We start from the raw sequence: 13,744 nt of genomic DNA, 5'->3' as shown, positions 1-13,744 counted from the left end.
ACTGAGACCAATGGCCGGTTCAACTGTCGCTCACGACGATCATGACCACAAGCCCAAGGGCTTTGTGCGTCGCTGGATGTATTCAACCAACCACAAGGACATCGGCACGCTCTACCTGATCTTCGCGATTATCGCGGGTATCATCGGTGGCGCCCTGTCGATTGCCATGCGGATGGAGCTTCAGCAGCCAGGCATTCAGATCTTCCACGGCCTGGCCTCGATGGTCTATGGCTACGAAGGCGATGCAGCCATCGATGGCGGCAAGCACATGTACAATGTGTTCACCACCGCACACGGCCTCATCATGATCTTCTTCATGGTCATGCCGGCCCTGATCGGCGGTTTTGCCAACTGGATGGTCCCGATCATGATCGGCGCGCCCGACATGGCGTTCCCGCGCATGAACAACATCTCGTTCTGGCTTCTGCCTCCGGCATTCCTGCTGCTGCTGATGTCAATGTTCGTGGAAGGTCCTGCAGGCGGGTTCGGAACCGGCGGCGGCTGGACCATCTATCCACCGCTCTCAACCACAGGCCAGCCTGGTCCGGCCATGGATTTTGCAATCCTGTCGCTGCACATTGCCGGCGCCTCGTCGATCTTGGGTGCGATCAACTTCATCACCACCATTTTCAACATGCGTGCGCCGGGCATGACCCTGCACAAGATGCCGTTGTTTGCCTGGTCGGTGCTGATCACTGCGTTCCTGCTGCTGTTGTCCCTGCCGGTTCTGGCTGGCGGCATAACCATGCTGCTGACCGACCGCAATTTCGACACTGCCTTCTTCTCGCCTGAAGGCGGCGGCGATCCGATCCTGTTCCAGCACCTGTTCTGGTTCTTCGGTCACCCGGAGGTCTACATTCTGATCCTGCCGGGCTTTGGTATTGTCAGCCACATCATCTCCACGTTCTCGCGCAAGCCGGTATTCGGTTATCTCGGAATGGCCTACGCCATGGTTGCGATTGGCGCGGTCGGCTTCATCGTGTGGGCTCACCACATGTACACCGTGGGGCTATCGCTCAACACCCAACGCTACTTCGTCTTCGCCACCATGGTGATCGCGGTGCCGACAGGCGTGAAGATCTTCTCCTGGATTGCAACGATGTGGGGCGGGTCGATCTCGTTCCGCACCCCGATGCTCTGGGCGATCGGCTTCATCTTCCTGTTCACCGTTGGCGGTGTGACCGGTGTTCAGCTGGCCAATGCCGGTCTCGACCGGGCCATGCATGACACCTACTACGTGGTTGCCCACTTCCACTACGTGCTGTCGCTCGGCGCCGTGTTCGCCATCTTCGCCGGCTGGTACTACTGGTTCCCGAAGATGACCGGATACATGTACAACCCGACGATTGCCCGCATCCACTTCTGGGTCACCTTCATCGGCGTCAACCTGGTGTTCTTCCCGCAGCATTTCCTCGGCCTGGCCGGCATGCCGCGGCGCTACATCGACTATCCGGATGCCTTCGCAGGCTGGAACGCCGTGTCTTCCTACGGATCCTATATCTCCGGCGTCGGCGTGCTGTTCTTCCTCTATGGCGTCTGGGAAGCCTTCGCCAAGAAGCGCATCGCTGGCGACAATCCATGGGGTGAGGGCGCAACAACGCTGGAATGGCAGTTGTCTTCGCCTCCGCCATATCACCAGTGGGAAAAGCTGCCGCGCATCAAGTAAAATCCGCGCAATCAGCTACAATTTCCAGGCCGCCGGGACCATCCGGCGGCCTGGCGCATAAAGCCCCGGTACACGATATCCGGGTCCCGACAGTGGGAGCCCGGAAAGACGGGAGATGAAAGAAAGGCAGATTGCCGATGGCAATGACCAACGAACATGAGGCTCTGACAGCACCAGCTTCCGTTGATATCCTGGAAGGTGATGCCGGTGATTTCTTCGCGCTGCTGAAGCCGCGGGTGATGTCGCTGGTTGTCTTCACCGCTCTGGTCGGCCTGCTCATGGCACCGGGTGAAATCCACCCGGTGATCGGTTTCATCGCTATTCTGTCGATTGCAGTTGGCGCAGGCGCTTCGGGCGCGCTCAACATGTGGTACGACGCCGACATCGATATCCTGATGGCACGCACGGCCAAGCGGCCGGTTCCCGCCGGACGCATATCTGCCGACACTACGCTTGCCTTCGGCCTGTTCCTTTCTGTGTTTTCGGTGGTGACCCTTGGCTTGATGGTCAATCTGCTGTCGGCCGCCTTGCTTGCCTTCACCATCTTTTTCTATGCTGTTGTCTACACAATGTGGCTCAAGCGCTCGACGCCGCACAACATTGTCATCGGCGGTGCCGCCGGCGCCTTTCCGCCGATCATCGGCTGGGCCTGTGTGACCAATTCGATTTCGCTTGAAAGCATCGCGCTGTTTGCGATCATCTTCCTCTGGACGCCTGCGCATTTCTGGGCGCTGGCGCTGTTCAAGTCAGATGACTATGGACGCGCCGGTATTCCGATGCTGCCCAATGTCGCCGGCGAACGCGCCACCAAGCACCAGATAGTGCTCTATGCGGTTCTGACCGCAATCAGCGGCGTTGTTCCGACCCTCATGGGATTTGCAGGAATCGCCTATGGCGTGATCGCAGCAGTGCTGGGCGCAGCCTTCATCTGGTATTCGGTACAGGTCTGGCGCATGGCTGACGGCGACGCGAAAATGGTTCCGGCGAAGAAGCTGTTTGCCTATTCGCTACTCTATCTCTTCGCCATCTTTTCCGCGCTATTGATCGATGCGCTTGTCACCAAATTCATCGGCGTGGGTATTTGATCATGGACGAAGTCGAACTTACCGAAAAGCAGAAGAAGGCACGTCGCTCGCGCTCTGTGGCGCTTGGCGTGGTTCTGGCTTGCCTAGTAGTGATGTTTTACGTGGTGACGATCATCAAGGTCGGCCCCGGCATCTTCAATCGGCCGATGTGAGGATCTGGCAATGACTCCGCAGCAGATCGAACCCGAGAAGCCAAAGACCAGCGCCAACATGCGAATCGTCATTGCGTGCTCTGCGTTCGTGGTATCCATGGTCGGCGTCAGCTACGCTGCGGTTCCGCTCTATCAACTGTTTTGTCAGGTGACCGGTTACGGCGGAACGACGCAACGCGTCGAGCAGATGTCCGACACCATCCTCGATCGCAAGATCAAGGTGCGGTTTGATGGCAATGTTGCTGCAGGCCTGCCTTGGGCTTTCAAGCCGGTTGAGCGCGAAGTCGAAATCAAGATCGGCGAAACCATTCAGATTGCCTATACGGCGGAAAACAAATCAGATCAGACCACTTACGGTCAGGCAACCTTCAACGTCACGCCGATGTCGGCAGGTGCCTTTTTCAACAAGATCCAGTGTTTCTGTTTCACCGAGAACGCATTGGCGCCCGGTGAAGTCATGAACATGCCGGTTGTCTTTTTTGTCGATCCGGCAATTGTCGACGATGTAGACGCCAAGGATGTCACCACAATCACACTGTCTTACACTTTCTTCCCACACGCACCGGAAAAACCCGTTGCGGCGGTGGCCGGACCGGTGCAAGACAAGGATACCTTGTAAGAGCAACAATGCGCCGGACGGGTGGTCCGGGGCGGGAATGATGACCATCGGGGAAACTGACATGGCCGACGCACATCAAAAACATCACGACTATCATATCATCGATCCAAGCCCATGGCCGCTGACCGGATCTATCGGCGCGTTCGTCATGGCGCTCGGCGGCATCGGCTGGATGCAGGGCATGAAGGGGGCGGAATCGCTGCTGGGAATGCCCATCACCAACCCGGTGATGTTCCTGGTTGGCCTGACCATCGTGCTCTACACCATGTTCGGTTGGTGGTCGGATACCATCAAGGAAGCGCATGAGGGCCACCACACCAAGGTCGTTGGGCTGCACCTTCGCTACGGCATGATCATGTTCATCGCCTCGGAAGTGATGTTCTTTGTTGCCTGGTTCTGGGCCTTCTTCGACGCCAGCCTGTTTGCCGATGAGGCCCATCAGGTCGCCCGCGTTGCCTTTACCGGCGGTCAGTGGCCGCCTGCCGGCATCGAAGTGCTCGATCCGATGCACCTGCCGCTTTACAACACCATCATCCTGCTGTTGTCCGGCACCACGGTAACCTGGGCCCACCACGCGCTTCTGCACGGTGACCGCAAAGGTCTGGTCAATGGTCTGGCGCTCACAGTTGTGCTCGGCGTGCTGTTTTCCGCCGTGCAGGCCTATGAGTATGTGCATGCACCGTTTGCGTTCAAGGAATCGATCTATGGCGCGACCTTCTTCATGGCCACCGGTTTCCACGGTTTCCACGTTCTGGTCGGCACCATCTTCCTGATCGTCTGTCTGATCCGCGCCATGAAGGGTGATTTCACTCCCAAGCAGCATTTCGGCTTCGAAGCTGCGGCCTGGTACTGGCACTTCGTTGACGTGGTCTGGCTGTTCCTGTTTTTCACGATCTATGTCTGGGCATCCTGGGGTGCGCCGATCTACCACGGCTAGGTCCGACCTGAATCAAGCTACTGTATGGGGCGGCGGGGAAACCTGCCGCCCTGTGCTTTTGCACGGTGTGCATATCTCGATTAAAGGCAAAACAGATGAGCGAAGACCAAGCACATTATCCTCCCGTCGACATGCTGTCTGTTGGCCTGCGTGGACGTTGCCCGCGATGCGGAGAGGGCGCATTGTTCGATGGCCTTCTCAGTGTCAAACCCGAATGTGAGGTCTGCGGGCTCGATTACAGCTTCGCCGACGCAGGAGAAGGTCCTGCTGTCTTTGTCATGCTCATTATCGGCTTCTTTGTCGTTGGTCTGGCGCTGTGGCTCGAGGTCAATTACAGCCCGGCGTTGTGGGTGCATCTGATCCTGTGGATCCCTTTGGCAACGGTCCTGTCCCTGACGCTATTGCGGGCGCTCAAGGGACTGATGATCGGGGTCCAGTACCGTCACAAGGCGGGAGAGGGCCAGATTGACCGTGACTGAGTCGGCTTCGAGCAAACCACCGCGCCATGCCACCCGGTTCTGGGTTGGGCTGGTGCTGTTGCCAATCGCCCTGGCTGTCCTGGTTTCGCTTGGTACCTGGCAGGTCAAACGGCTCCATTGGAAGGAGCAGTTGCTGGCCGCAATCGAACAGCGCAGCCATGCCGAACCTCTCGGTGTGATCGGCATCGAATCAGCATTGGCGGCAGGTGAGGCGATCGATTACCGCACGGCACGCGCGTCAGGCCGGTTTCTGCATGACAAGGAGCGGCATTTCTTCGCGACCTTCAAAGGCCAGTCGGGGTTTTACCTCTATACGCCTCTCGAACTTGAAGATGGCCGGTTCCTGTTCGTCAATCGCGGCTTTGTTCCCTATGATTTGAAAGAGAAATCCAGCCGCCCGCAAAGCCTGGTCGAAGGCAATCAGCAGATCACCGGTCTTGCCCGGGAGCGATTGTCCGAACGGCCATCTTCGATTGTTCCGGACAACGATGAAACGGGCAACATCTTCTACTGGAAGGATCTGGACCGGATGGCGACGTCGGTCGGTCTGCCGGTAGACTTGGTGCTGCCGTTCTTTCTTGATGCCGACGCAACGCCGGTGCCAGGTGGGCTGCCTCTGGGTGGGGTGACGGTCATCGATCTGCCCAACAGTCATCTGCAATATGCAGTGACCTGGTACGGACTGGCGCTTGCCCTGCTGGTCGTCAGCATTTTTGCCTGGATCAAACGAAAATCCTGATCGCGGCTGGCGTCGACCGGCGCGGGCATGGTAACCCGGTGTTCGATTTGGAAAACAGGGGAATTCTGGTGGCAATTCTGGCTATGGTTCTGGTGGCGCTGATCGCAATCGAGCACATCTATATTCTCGTGCTTGAGATGTTTTTGTGGACCACGCCGCGCGGCATGAAAGCCTTTGGCATGAAGCCGGAACAAGCTGCCCTGACCAAGGTGATGGCCGCCAATCAGGGGCTTTACAACGGTTTCCTCGCCGCCGGGTTGATCTGGTCGCTGCTTCACCCCGATGCTGCCTTCGCGTTTCAGCTCAAGCTGTTCTTCCTTGTCTGCGTTCTGGTCGCCGGCCTTTATGGCGGGGCAACCGCGTCGCGCAAGATCTTTGTCATTCAAGCGCTTCCGGCGGCAATTGCCTTGATTGCAGTCCTGTTGGCTGGCTGAAACAGTGAACCAACAAATGTCCCGAACTCCCCTGACAATCAGGCTATGCGGCCCGCGCGGGTTTTGCGCCGGTGTTGACCGCGCCATTCAGATTGTCGTTCTGGCGCTGAAGAAATATGGCGCGCCGGTCTATGTTCGTCATGAGATCGTCCACAACCGTTATGTCGTCGAAGGGCTGGAGGCGCTCGGCGCCATTTTTGTGGAGGAGCTCGATGAAATCCCGGCCGAGCACCATGCCCAGCCGGTGATCTTTTCAGCCCATGGCGTGGCTAAATCGGTGCCCGCTGATGCCGAAGCGCGCAATCTGTTCTATCTCGACGCCACCTGTCCGCTGGTTTCCAAGGTCCACAAACAGGCCATGCGGCATGAGCGGCTGGGACGGCATGTCGTGCTGATCGGCCACAAGGGCCACCCAGAGGTCATCGGCACCATGGGGCAACTGCCGCCCGGTGCGGTGACGCTGGTGGAAACTGTGGCTGATGTCGACGCATTCGAGCCGTCTCACCCTAGCGCGCTCGGCTTTGTCACACAGACGACGCTGTCAGTGGATGACACAGCGGACGTGATTGCCCGGCTTCATGCAAGGTTCCCCGAGATCACAGCACCCGCAGCGGAATCAATCTGCTACGCCACCACCAACCGACAGGATGCGGTCAAGCAGGCAGCCCCCGGCTGCGATCTGTTCGTGGTGGTCGGAGCGCCCAATTCGTCCAATTCCAAGCGCCTGGTCGAAGTGGCGCTGAAGGCCGGCGCCAAAAAATCCATCCTGCTGCAGCGCGCCCACGAGATTGATTGGGACGAGATCGGCGACATCGGCCTGCTCGGCCTGTCGGCAGGCGCTTCGGCACCGGAAGTTGTCGTCGCCGAGATCATCGACGCCTTCAAGGCGCGGTTCGACGCCACCATCGAATTGGCCGAGACCGTGCAGGAAACAGAGAATTTCCTAGTCAACCGCGAGCTGCGCGATGTTGAACTGACCACCGCCGATATGGCCTTTGTCAACGGAGAGCGCTGAGCATGGCCGTCTATACGGATGTCAACGAAGACCAGCTTCGCGCGTTTCTCGCTGAATATGATGTTGGTACGCTGCTGTCCTACAAGGGCATTGCAGAGGGCGTCGAAAATACCAACTTCCTGCTGCGCGCCACCGGTGGAACCTTCATCCTCACGCTTTACGAAAAACGGGTCAATCGGGATGACCTGCCGTTTTTCATCGGGTTGATGGACCATCTGGCGCTGAAGGGATTGAGTTGCCCGCTGCCAATCGTGCGGCGCGATGGTGGCCATCTCAGCGAACTTGCAGGCCGTCCGGCGGCGATGGTCTCTTTTCTCGATGGCGCCTGGTTGCGCAAGCCGCAACCACAGCATTGCCGTGAGGTCGGCCAGGCGCTCGCCGCCATGCATGTGGCAGGCAGTGATTTTCCGATCCGCCGGGTCAACGGACTTACGGTTGGCGATTGGCGCCCCCTGTGGGAGGGCTCGCGGGCCCGGGCAGATGAGGTCCAACCGGGATTGAAGGACGAGATTGACCGGGAACTGGCGAGCCTAGAAAGCGGCTGGCCCTCGGAGCTGCCGGAAGGGGTGATCCACGCCGATCTGTTTCCCGACAATGTGTTTTTCATCGAGGACCGTCTGTCCGGACTGATCGACTTCTATTTCGCCTGCAATGACTTTTTGGCCTATGACGTTGCCATCTGCCTGAATGCCTGGTGCTTCGAGTCGGATGGCGCATTCAACCTTACCAAGGGCATGGCGCTGATCGATGGCTATGTGTCCGTGCGTCCCTTGGAAGAAGGGGAGGCAGCCGCGCTGCCATTGCTGGCGCGAGGCGCGGCGTTGCGGTTTTTCCTCACTCGACTGCACGATTGGTTGACCACGCCCGAAGGCGCACTGGTGGTCAAGAAGGACCCGCTGGAATATATGCGCAAACTGCGGTTCCATCGCCAGATAGATTCGGCCTCCGAATACGGCCTACGCACCAAGGATCTGAGCAAGTGAAGCATATCGATATTTTCACCGATGGCGCCTGTTCCGGCAATCCCGGTCCGGGTGGCTGGGGCGCCATTCTGCGCCATGGCGAGACCCAGAAGGAACTATGTGGCGGCGAGGCGGAAACCACCAACAACCGCATGGAACTGCTGGGAGCGATTTCGGCGCTGAATGCGCTGAAGACATCCTGTGAAGTCGATCTCTACACCGACAGCAAATATGTCATGGACGGCATATCGAAATGGATTTTCGGCTGGAAGAAAAACGGCTGGAAAACCGCCGCGAAAAAGCCGGTGAAAAACGCCGAACTCTGGCAGGCGCTTGACCAAGCCAACCAGCGCCACAAGGTCAAATGGCATTGGGTCAAGGGCCATGACGGCCATGCCGAAAATGAGCGGGCCGATGAACTGGCACGTGAGGGCATGGAGCCGTTCAAAGGCAAAACGGCGCCCCGAAGGAGCGCCGTCTAGATCATTCGGTCTTGCTGGAAATCAAAGCTGCTCGAGCAGCGCGGCAGCGCCGGAGATCACTGCCTGACCGCGAGCTTCCTCGATGTTGAGTGAGGTGACTGTGCCATCCTCGACAATCATCGAGTAGCGCTGCGAACGAATGCCCATTGTACCTGCCGAGAGGTCGGCATCCATGCCGATCGCCTTGGTGAAGCTTGCATCCCAGTCCGAAAGATATCTGAGCTTTCCCGTGCCGTTGGTGGCCTTTTCCCAGGCTGCCATGACGAAAGCGTCATTGACCGACACCACCGCAATCTCGTCAACGCCCTTGGCCAGAATGGCGTCCCGGTTTTCGATGTAACCGGGCACGTGGTTCAGGTGGCAGGTTGGTGTGAACGCGCCTGGAACGGCGAACAGTACGACTTTCTTGCCGGCGAAAAGCTCGCTGACTTTTACTTCCGACATGCCGTCTGCCGTTTTTTCCTTGAAGGTGGCTTCGGGCAGTTTGTCCCCAATTGCAATCGTCACGTCAGCACTCCCTGATTTTACCAAATGTCAGAAGATGATTTAGAGAGTTTCACGCAGATTGCGAGTGGGGCGGCCCGATAATTGCGACTAATTCAATTCTCGGGGACACGACCGGTCGGTACGTTTTGCTCAACGGCGCGTTGACCGAATGTCACCACGACATTGATGTTTTCGCCAGTGCTGTCCGGCGCAAGGTTCGGCAGGTCTTCAATGCGCACGATCCATTTGGCGAGGCCATTCTCATCGCTGACAATTTCGGGCTGTGCAAAGGCAAAACCCTGTGGACCGGCGACGAACAGTTGTGGGGTTGCTCCGGCAGGCCTGAACCCGGGCAGGCTTGCTGATATTTCAAGCTGCTTGCTGCCAGCGTCAAAGCTCGCCGTTTTAAGCTCGAAATCGGGCCCCGGAGTTTCCGGAAGCCGGGCGAATGCATCCGCGATCATGATCCGGGCTTGGTCGTCAGAGACGGAGCCTTCGGGCAAATCAATCGTAAATTCGGCCTGGAACGGTACGCAGATCTTTTCGCATATGCCGACGAATGCCAGCGCCCGGAGCACCGCTTTGCCCGATCCGGTGCGACGGAACGTCAATGGAAATCGGATAGGCGCAGTATACCCGGCCCAGATTGCATAGCCGTCATCAACCCGGACCGGCGGCGGATAATGCATGGCGTCGAGATCAATGTTCCGGCTTGCAGACACATCCAGCATCGGCGGAATGCCGGCACTGCCCGGGTCACGCCAGTAGGTTTTCCAGCCCGGATCGAGATCGATATCCAGAATGCCGCCAATCGTACCGTCTTGGCGCGGTGCCGGATCGATCACCAGGCGCATGCGTCCGCCTTCGGTTTCAGCCCAGCCGCTGTCGAGCGACCAAGCGGGACAGATTGCCAGCACAGAAGCCATGAACGGGCCTGCAATCAGCAAGAACAACTGGCGTGGCGGGAAGCGGTTGAGAGATTTGAACATGCAGTCAGTCTAGCGGAACGGAGGGCTCCAAATCCATTCAATCCTTCGAAAAAATGCTCATATTTCCGTGACTGCCACCAGCGCTGCAATCGCCCGGTCCTGGCTTGCCGTTGGCCCCTTTCCAAAACCCCAAAACTTGATAGGCTTGAACAATGATCGGAATTGAAGACCATTTGTCTCGGCGAAAGCGCGGAAGTCTGGACGGGCATTTCCTTGTCGCCATGCCGGGAATGAATGACGAGCGCTTCGAGCGCACGGTCATATTCGTGTGCGCCCATTCCGAGGATGGTGCCATGGGGTTTATACTCAATCGCCCGCAACCTGTTCTGTTTCATGAATTGCTCGAGAAACTGGATCTCGATAATCATCCAAAATCCAGCAGACGCCCCAAGACCAAAGGCAATGATTGCGCTCCGGATTTTCCGATCCAGCTTGGCGGTCCATTGGATGCCGGTCGCGGTTTTGTGCTGCATTCGGACGACTATATGAGTCAGTCGACGATGCCGGTGAATGACGAGCTGTGCCTGACCGCGACGGTTGATATCCTGCGCGCCATCAAGGAAGGCGTCGGGCCACGTCGCGGAATCATGTTGCTTGGCTATGCCGGCTGGGGACCGGGGCAGCTTGAGGATGAGATGTCCGGCAATGCCTGGCTCAGCACCCCGGCAACCGATGACATCGTTTTCGATCCCGACCATTCAGGCAAATATGACCGGGTACTGGCCACCATGGGGATCGCGCCAGCCATGCTCTCAACGCAGACTGGCCACGCATAGTCATTTGACTTCGGCTGCTTTTACAGATCGACCAGACGGCAATCAGTTCGGCTTTGTCACCGGAAACCGCTCCTTGAGAAGCTTCAGAACTGAATCCGTGCCAATCGGGGGGCCGAACAGAAAACTCTGTCCGTAATCGCAGCCCATCTCCGAGAGTTTGACCGCATCTTCCTCCGACTTTACGCCTTCGGCGACCACACGCATGTCGAGCTTCTTGGCCAGATCAACGATGGACCGGATCAGGACCCCGCCCTTGTCTGACTGGTCGACGACCAGTGATCGGTCGATCTTGATGGTCTTGAACGGAAACCGCGTCAGGTAAGCAAGTGAGGAATGGCCGGTGCCAAAATCGTCCAGTGTCAGGCCAATGCCGGCATCCGCCAGCCGTGACAGTGTCATGAGGGCTTGTTGCGGATTGTGCATGACCAGAGTTTCGGTCAGTTCCAGACGAAACAGTTTCGGATCACAGTGCGAGGCCGAGATCGCCTTGATGACGTCATTGCACAGATCGCTTTTCAACAATTGTGCGCTCGACAAATTGACCGACATGAACACAGCAACGTCACCGACGGCCTCTTGCCACCGCGCCAGGTCTTCCGCCGATTGCTTGAGCGAGTACATCCCGAGTTCGAGGATCAGATCGGAGGCTTCGGCAATGGGAATGAATTCGGACGGAGGTACCGTACCACGCTTGGGATCTTCCCATCTGAGCAAGGCTTCAAAGCCTGCGATCTCTGCATCTTTCAGTTCAACAATCGGCTGATACACCAGTGTCAGTTCACGCCGTTCCAGTGCCCGGCGCAGATCGCTTTCAAGCCGCTGGCGGTCCGAACCCACGGTCCTGAATGCAGGCCTGAAAGGTTCGATCCGGTTGCCGCCAAATCTCTTGGCCTGGTACATCGCCAGTTCCGCATCCTTCATCAGGTCGTCGGGGACGGCGTTGTTCTCGACCCAGGTTACCACGCCGATGGAAGCGGTGAGCCTGATGTCCTGTCCGGCGAAATCGATAGGGGCGGAAATGGCTTTGGAGATAGCCTCGGCCAGAGCGGCCACCTTGACGGCATCCTGCTCGGAAACCAGCACCAGACCGAACTGATCGCCTGAAATACGGGCCAATGTGTCCTGTGGCTTCAAAAGCCGTTTCAGGCGCCGCGTCAGCGCCAGCAATATGGTGTCGCCTACCGACATTCCAAGCTTGTCATTGACCTGCTTGAACCGGTCGAGATCGATCATGAACACGCTCGGGCGCACATCCGGGTAGCGTTCGGCCATGCTGATCATGGTCTGAAGCCGGTCCAGAAACAATTGCCGGTTGGGCAATCCGGTCAGATTGTCGTGTACCGCGTCATGCAGCAGCCGGTCTTCCGAGGTTTTTTGTTCGGTAACGTCGATGATGGTTCCCACGCAGCGGATGACTTCGCCGTTGGAACCAAGTACCGGCCGCGCCCTGAGTGACATCCAGTGGTAATGCCCATCTTCGGCGCGCATGCGAAACTGGTGGTTCAGCCGACCCTTGCGATGCTCGAGAAGAACGTCCAGCGTGGTGCGAAACCGGTCGCGGTCATCAGCATGAATGCGTGGCAGCCAAAGCCGTGCCGGTCCTGCTAGCGAACCTGGAGAGAGCCCCAGTTGTGGCGAGAGGTCGGGGGAGGTAACGACGCGGTCGCGCGTCACGTCCCAGTCCCAGACCGTATCGCCGGACCCTGCAAGCGCCATGGCCTGGCGCTCCATGTCGGAAAACAAGCCCTGATGATAAGCGCCGCCGGCAAACGCATGCTGCATCACCGTAAAGCCCATCAGCAGCACGATCAGCACCAGTCCGCCGCCGAGTGCGGGTTGCACAATGTCATTGGCCAATTGTCCGGTTACCGTCAGCCAGGCGCCAAACAGCCAGCCCAGGATCAGCGCCCAGGTGGGGATCAGCATCACCGCCCGGTCATAACGATGAAAGCCGAGATACGTGATCAGAGCGACGCCGGCCAACGCCGTGGTTGCAAAGGACATGCGCGCAATGCCCGACGCCACCGGCGGATCATAGATCGCGACGGCAAAAAGCCCGCCCAGTCCGAGAATCCAGGCTACCGTCACATAGGACAGATTGGTGTGCCAGCGATTGAGGTTGAGGTAGGTGAACAGGAACACCACCAGCCCTGTCGCCAGCAGCACTTCGGTTCCCGAACGCCAGATCCGTTCGTCGCCGGGGGTGACGCTGATAAGCTTCGACAAAAAGCCGAAATCCACTGAGACATAAGCCAGCACGGCCCAGGCCAGCGCGGCTGTGGCCGGAAGCATCGAGGTGCCTTTGACGACGAAGAGGATAGTCAGGAACACAGCCAGAAGTCCGGCAATTCCGAGCACGATACCGCGATAGAGCGTGTAGGCGTTGACGGCGTCCTTGTAGGCCTCGGGTTCCCACAGATAGATTTGCGGCAGATCGGGTGCAGCCAGTTCGGCAACAAAAGTGATGACGGTTCCGGGGTTCAGCGTAATGCGGAAGACGTCGTCCTCGCTGCTCTCGACCTTGTCGAGCGCAAAGCCCTCACTCGGGGTAATGCCCAGGATGCGCGCGGAGCCGAGATCGGGCCACAAAAGACCGGAACCGACAAGCCGGAAATGCGGCGCGACGATGAGCCGGTCGATCTGCTCGTCGGTGACATTGGCCAGCGCAAACACTGCCCAGTCGCCGGAATGCTGCGGTGAACTGGCGCGCACCTCGATTCGGCGGACAATGCCGTCGGCGCCTGCTGCCGTGGAAACCTGAAAGGCCTCGCCGCGCCGCTTGTAGATCTCCGTGGTGGCGGTCAGATCAAGCGCGGTGTCATCCCGGCTGATTTTAACTGGTTCGGTCGCATGCGCCACCGGCGCGAAACCCAGCACCAGACACATGAAAAACAGACCACATGCGATCCTTATGCCGCTGGCG

The 13,744-nt window shown here is 58.3% G+C and carries 15 protein-coding genes; 12 read left to right on the top strand and 3 right to left on the bottom strand.

Annotated elements, in window-relative coordinates; all coding sequences use genetic code 11:
- Nucleotides 1-10 precede the first annotated feature (10 nt).
- The 11 genes from ctaD to rnhA all read left to right on the top strand — a co-directional run bounded on the left by ctaD (nucleotide 11) and on the right by rnhA (nucleotide 8,570).
- Nucleotides 11-1,666, top strand: coding sequence for a cytochrome c oxidase subunit I (gene ctaD / locus IMCC20628_RS13800; protein WP_047030695.1), 1,656 nt, complete (start codon nucleotides 11-13; stop codon nucleotides 1,664-1,666).
- 137 nt (nucleotides 1,667-1,803) lie between these two features.
- Nucleotides 1,804-2,751, top strand: coding sequence for a heme o synthase (locus IMCC20628_RS13795; RefSeq protein WP_047030694.1), 948 nt, complete (start codon nucleotides 1,804-1,806; stop codon nucleotides 2,749-2,751).
- A gap of 2 nt (nucleotides 2,752-2,753) precedes the next feature.
- Nucleotides 2,754-2,903 (top strand): hypothetical protein, encoded by a 150-nt coding sequence (locus IMCC20628_RS25435; RefSeq protein WP_197078300.1) that lies wholly within the window; start codon nucleotides 2,754-2,756, stop codon nucleotides 2,901-2,903.
- 10 nt (nucleotides 2,904-2,913) lie between these two features.
- Nucleotides 2,914-3,522, top strand: a complete 609-nt coding sequence (locus IMCC20628_RS13790; RefSeq protein ID WP_047030693.1) for a cytochrome c oxidase assembly protein — start codon at nucleotides 2,914-2,916, stop codon at nucleotides 3,520-3,522.
- Nucleotides 3,523-3,583: 61 nt separating this feature from the next.
- Complete coding sequence (locus IMCC20628_RS13785; protein WP_047030692.1) at nucleotides 3,584-4,459, top strand: cytochrome c oxidase subunit 3; 876 nt, start codon at nucleotides 3,584-3,586, stop codon at nucleotides 4,457-4,459.
- Between the two features lie 95 nt (nucleotides 4,460-4,554).
- On the top strand, nucleotides 4,555-4,938 hold the full coding sequence (locus IMCC20628_RS13780; RefSeq protein WP_047030691.1) for a DUF983 domain-containing protein: 384 nt from the start codon (nucleotides 4,555-4,557) through the stop codon (nucleotides 4,936-4,938).
- A complete protein-coding gene (locus IMCC20628_RS13775; RefSeq protein ID WP_047032579.1) occupies nucleotides 4,931-5,677 on the top strand; it encodes an SURF1 family protein in 747 nt (248 codons plus the stop codon). The genes IMCC20628_RS13780 and IMCC20628_RS13775 overlap by 8 nt, the downstream gene beginning before the upstream one ends.
- Nucleotides 5,678-5,760: 83 nt before the next feature.
- Nucleotides 5,761-6,111, top strand: a complete 351-nt coding sequence (locus IMCC20628_RS13770) for a DUF1304 domain-containing protein (RefSeq protein WP_197078482.1) — start codon at nucleotides 5,761-5,763, stop codon at nucleotides 6,109-6,111.
- 16 nt (nucleotides 6,112-6,127) lie between these two features.
- On the top strand, nucleotides 6,128-7,126 hold the full coding sequence (gene ispH, locus IMCC20628_RS13765; protein ID WP_047030690.1) for a 4-hydroxy-3-methylbut-2-enyl diphosphate reductase: 999 nt from the start codon (nucleotides 6,128-6,130) through the stop codon (nucleotides 7,124-7,126).
- Between the two features lie 2 nt (nucleotides 7,127-7,128).
- Complete coding sequence (locus IMCC20628_RS13760) at nucleotides 7,129-8,109, top strand: homoserine kinase (RefSeq protein ID WP_047030689.1); 981 nt, start codon at nucleotides 7,129-7,131, stop codon at nucleotides 8,107-8,109.
- Complete coding sequence (rnhA, locus tag IMCC20628_RS13755; RefSeq protein ID WP_047030688.1) at nucleotides 8,106-8,570, top strand: ribonuclease HI; 465 nt, start codon at nucleotides 8,106-8,108, stop codon at nucleotides 8,568-8,570. Before IMCC20628_RS13760 ends, rnhA begins: the two co-directional genes overlap by 4 nt.
- Nucleotides 8,571-8,591: 21 nt before the next feature.
- On the opposite strand, the gene IMCC20628_RS13750 is transcribed toward rnhA, so the two are convergent.
- Nucleotides 8,592-9,077, bottom strand: coding sequence for a peroxiredoxin (locus IMCC20628_RS13750; protein ID WP_047030687.1), 486 nt, complete (start codon nucleotides 9,075-9,077; stop codon nucleotides 8,592-8,594).
- A 92-nt stretch (nucleotides 9,078-9,169) separates the two neighbouring features.
- Nucleotides 9,170-10,045, bottom strand: a complete 876-nt coding sequence (locus tag IMCC20628_RS13745) for a protein-disulfide reductase DsbD domain-containing protein (RefSeq protein WP_052766430.1) — start codon at nucleotides 10,043-10,045, stop codon at nucleotides 9,170-9,172.
- A gap of 152 nt (nucleotides 10,046-10,197) precedes the next feature.
- On the opposite strand from IMCC20628_RS13745, the gene IMCC20628_RS13740 reads away from it, so the two are divergent.
- Complete coding sequence (locus IMCC20628_RS13740; protein WP_047030686.1) at nucleotides 10,198-10,821, top strand: YqgE/AlgH family protein; 624 nt, start codon at nucleotides 10,198-10,200, stop codon at nucleotides 10,819-10,821.
- Nucleotides 10,822-10,863: 42 nt separating this feature from the next.
- Here IMCC20628_RS13740 and IMCC20628_RS13735 read toward each other — a convergent pair whose 3' ends face one another.
- Entirely contained in the window at nucleotides 10,864-13,707 is a 2,844-nt protein-coding gene (locus tag IMCC20628_RS13735; protein ID WP_156174680.1) for an EAL domain-containing protein, read from the bottom strand.
- Nucleotides 13,708-13,744 lie beyond the last annotated feature (37 nt).

This window comes from Hoeflea sp. IMCC20628 (assembly GCF_001011155.1).
In the GTDB taxonomy this organism is placed as follows: domain Bacteria; phylum Pseudomonadota; class Alphaproteobacteria; order Rhizobiales; family Rhizobiaceae; genus Hoeflea.
The sequence above is the reverse complement of the archived record's forward strand: the minus strand, read 5'-3'. Positions and strand labels throughout refer to the sequence as shown.

Excerpts from the sequence above, each read along its gene's own strand:
- IMCC20628_RS13745 (WP_052766430.1), bottom strand. The coding sequence starts at position 10,045 with ATGTTCAAATCTCTCAACCGCTTCCCGCCACGCCAGTTGTTCTTGCTG.
- IMCC20628_RS13795 (WP_047030694.1), top strand. The coding sequence starts at position 1,804 with ATGGCAATGACCAACGAACATGAGGCTCTGACAGCACCAGCTTCCGTT.
- IMCC20628_RS13735 (WP_156174680.1), bottom strand. The coding sequence starts at position 13,707 with ATGTGTCTGGTGCTGGGTTTCGCGCCGGTGGCGCATGCGACCGAACCA.
- ctaD (WP_047030695.1), top strand. The coding sequence starts at position 11 with ATGGCCGGTTCAACTGTCGCTCACGACGATCATGACCACAAGCCCAAG.
- IMCC20628_RS25435 (WP_197078300.1), top strand. The coding sequence starts at position 2,754 with ATGGACGAAGTCGAACTTACCGAAAAGCAGAAGAAGGCACGTCGCTCG.
- IMCC20628_RS13770 (WP_197078482.1), top strand. The coding sequence starts at position 5,761 with ATGGTTCTGGTGGCGCTGATCGCAATCGAGCACATCTATATTCTCGTG.
- IMCC20628_RS13760 (WP_047030689.1), top strand. The coding sequence starts at position 7,129 with ATGGCCGTCTATACGGATGTCAACGAAGACCAGCTTCGCGCGTTTCTC.
- IMCC20628_RS13785 (WP_047030692.1), top strand. The coding sequence starts at position 3,584 with ATGGCCGACGCACATCAAAAACATCACGACTATCATATCATCGATCCA.
- IMCC20628_RS13740 (WP_047030686.1), top strand. The coding sequence starts at position 10,198 with ATGATCGGAATTGAAGACCATTTGTCTCGGCGAAAGCGCGGAAGTCTG.
- IMCC20628_RS13790 (WP_047030693.1), top strand. The coding sequence starts at position 2,914 with ATGACTCCGCAGCAGATCGAACCCGAGAAGCCAAAGACCAGCGCCAAC.
- IMCC20628_RS13780 (WP_047030691.1), top strand. The coding sequence starts at position 4,555 with ATGAGCGAAGACCAAGCACATTATCCTCCCGTCGACATGCTGTCTGTT.
- ispH (WP_047030690.1), top strand. The coding sequence starts at position 6,128 with ATGTCCCGAACTCCCCTGACAATCAGGCTATGCGGCCCGCGCGGGTTT.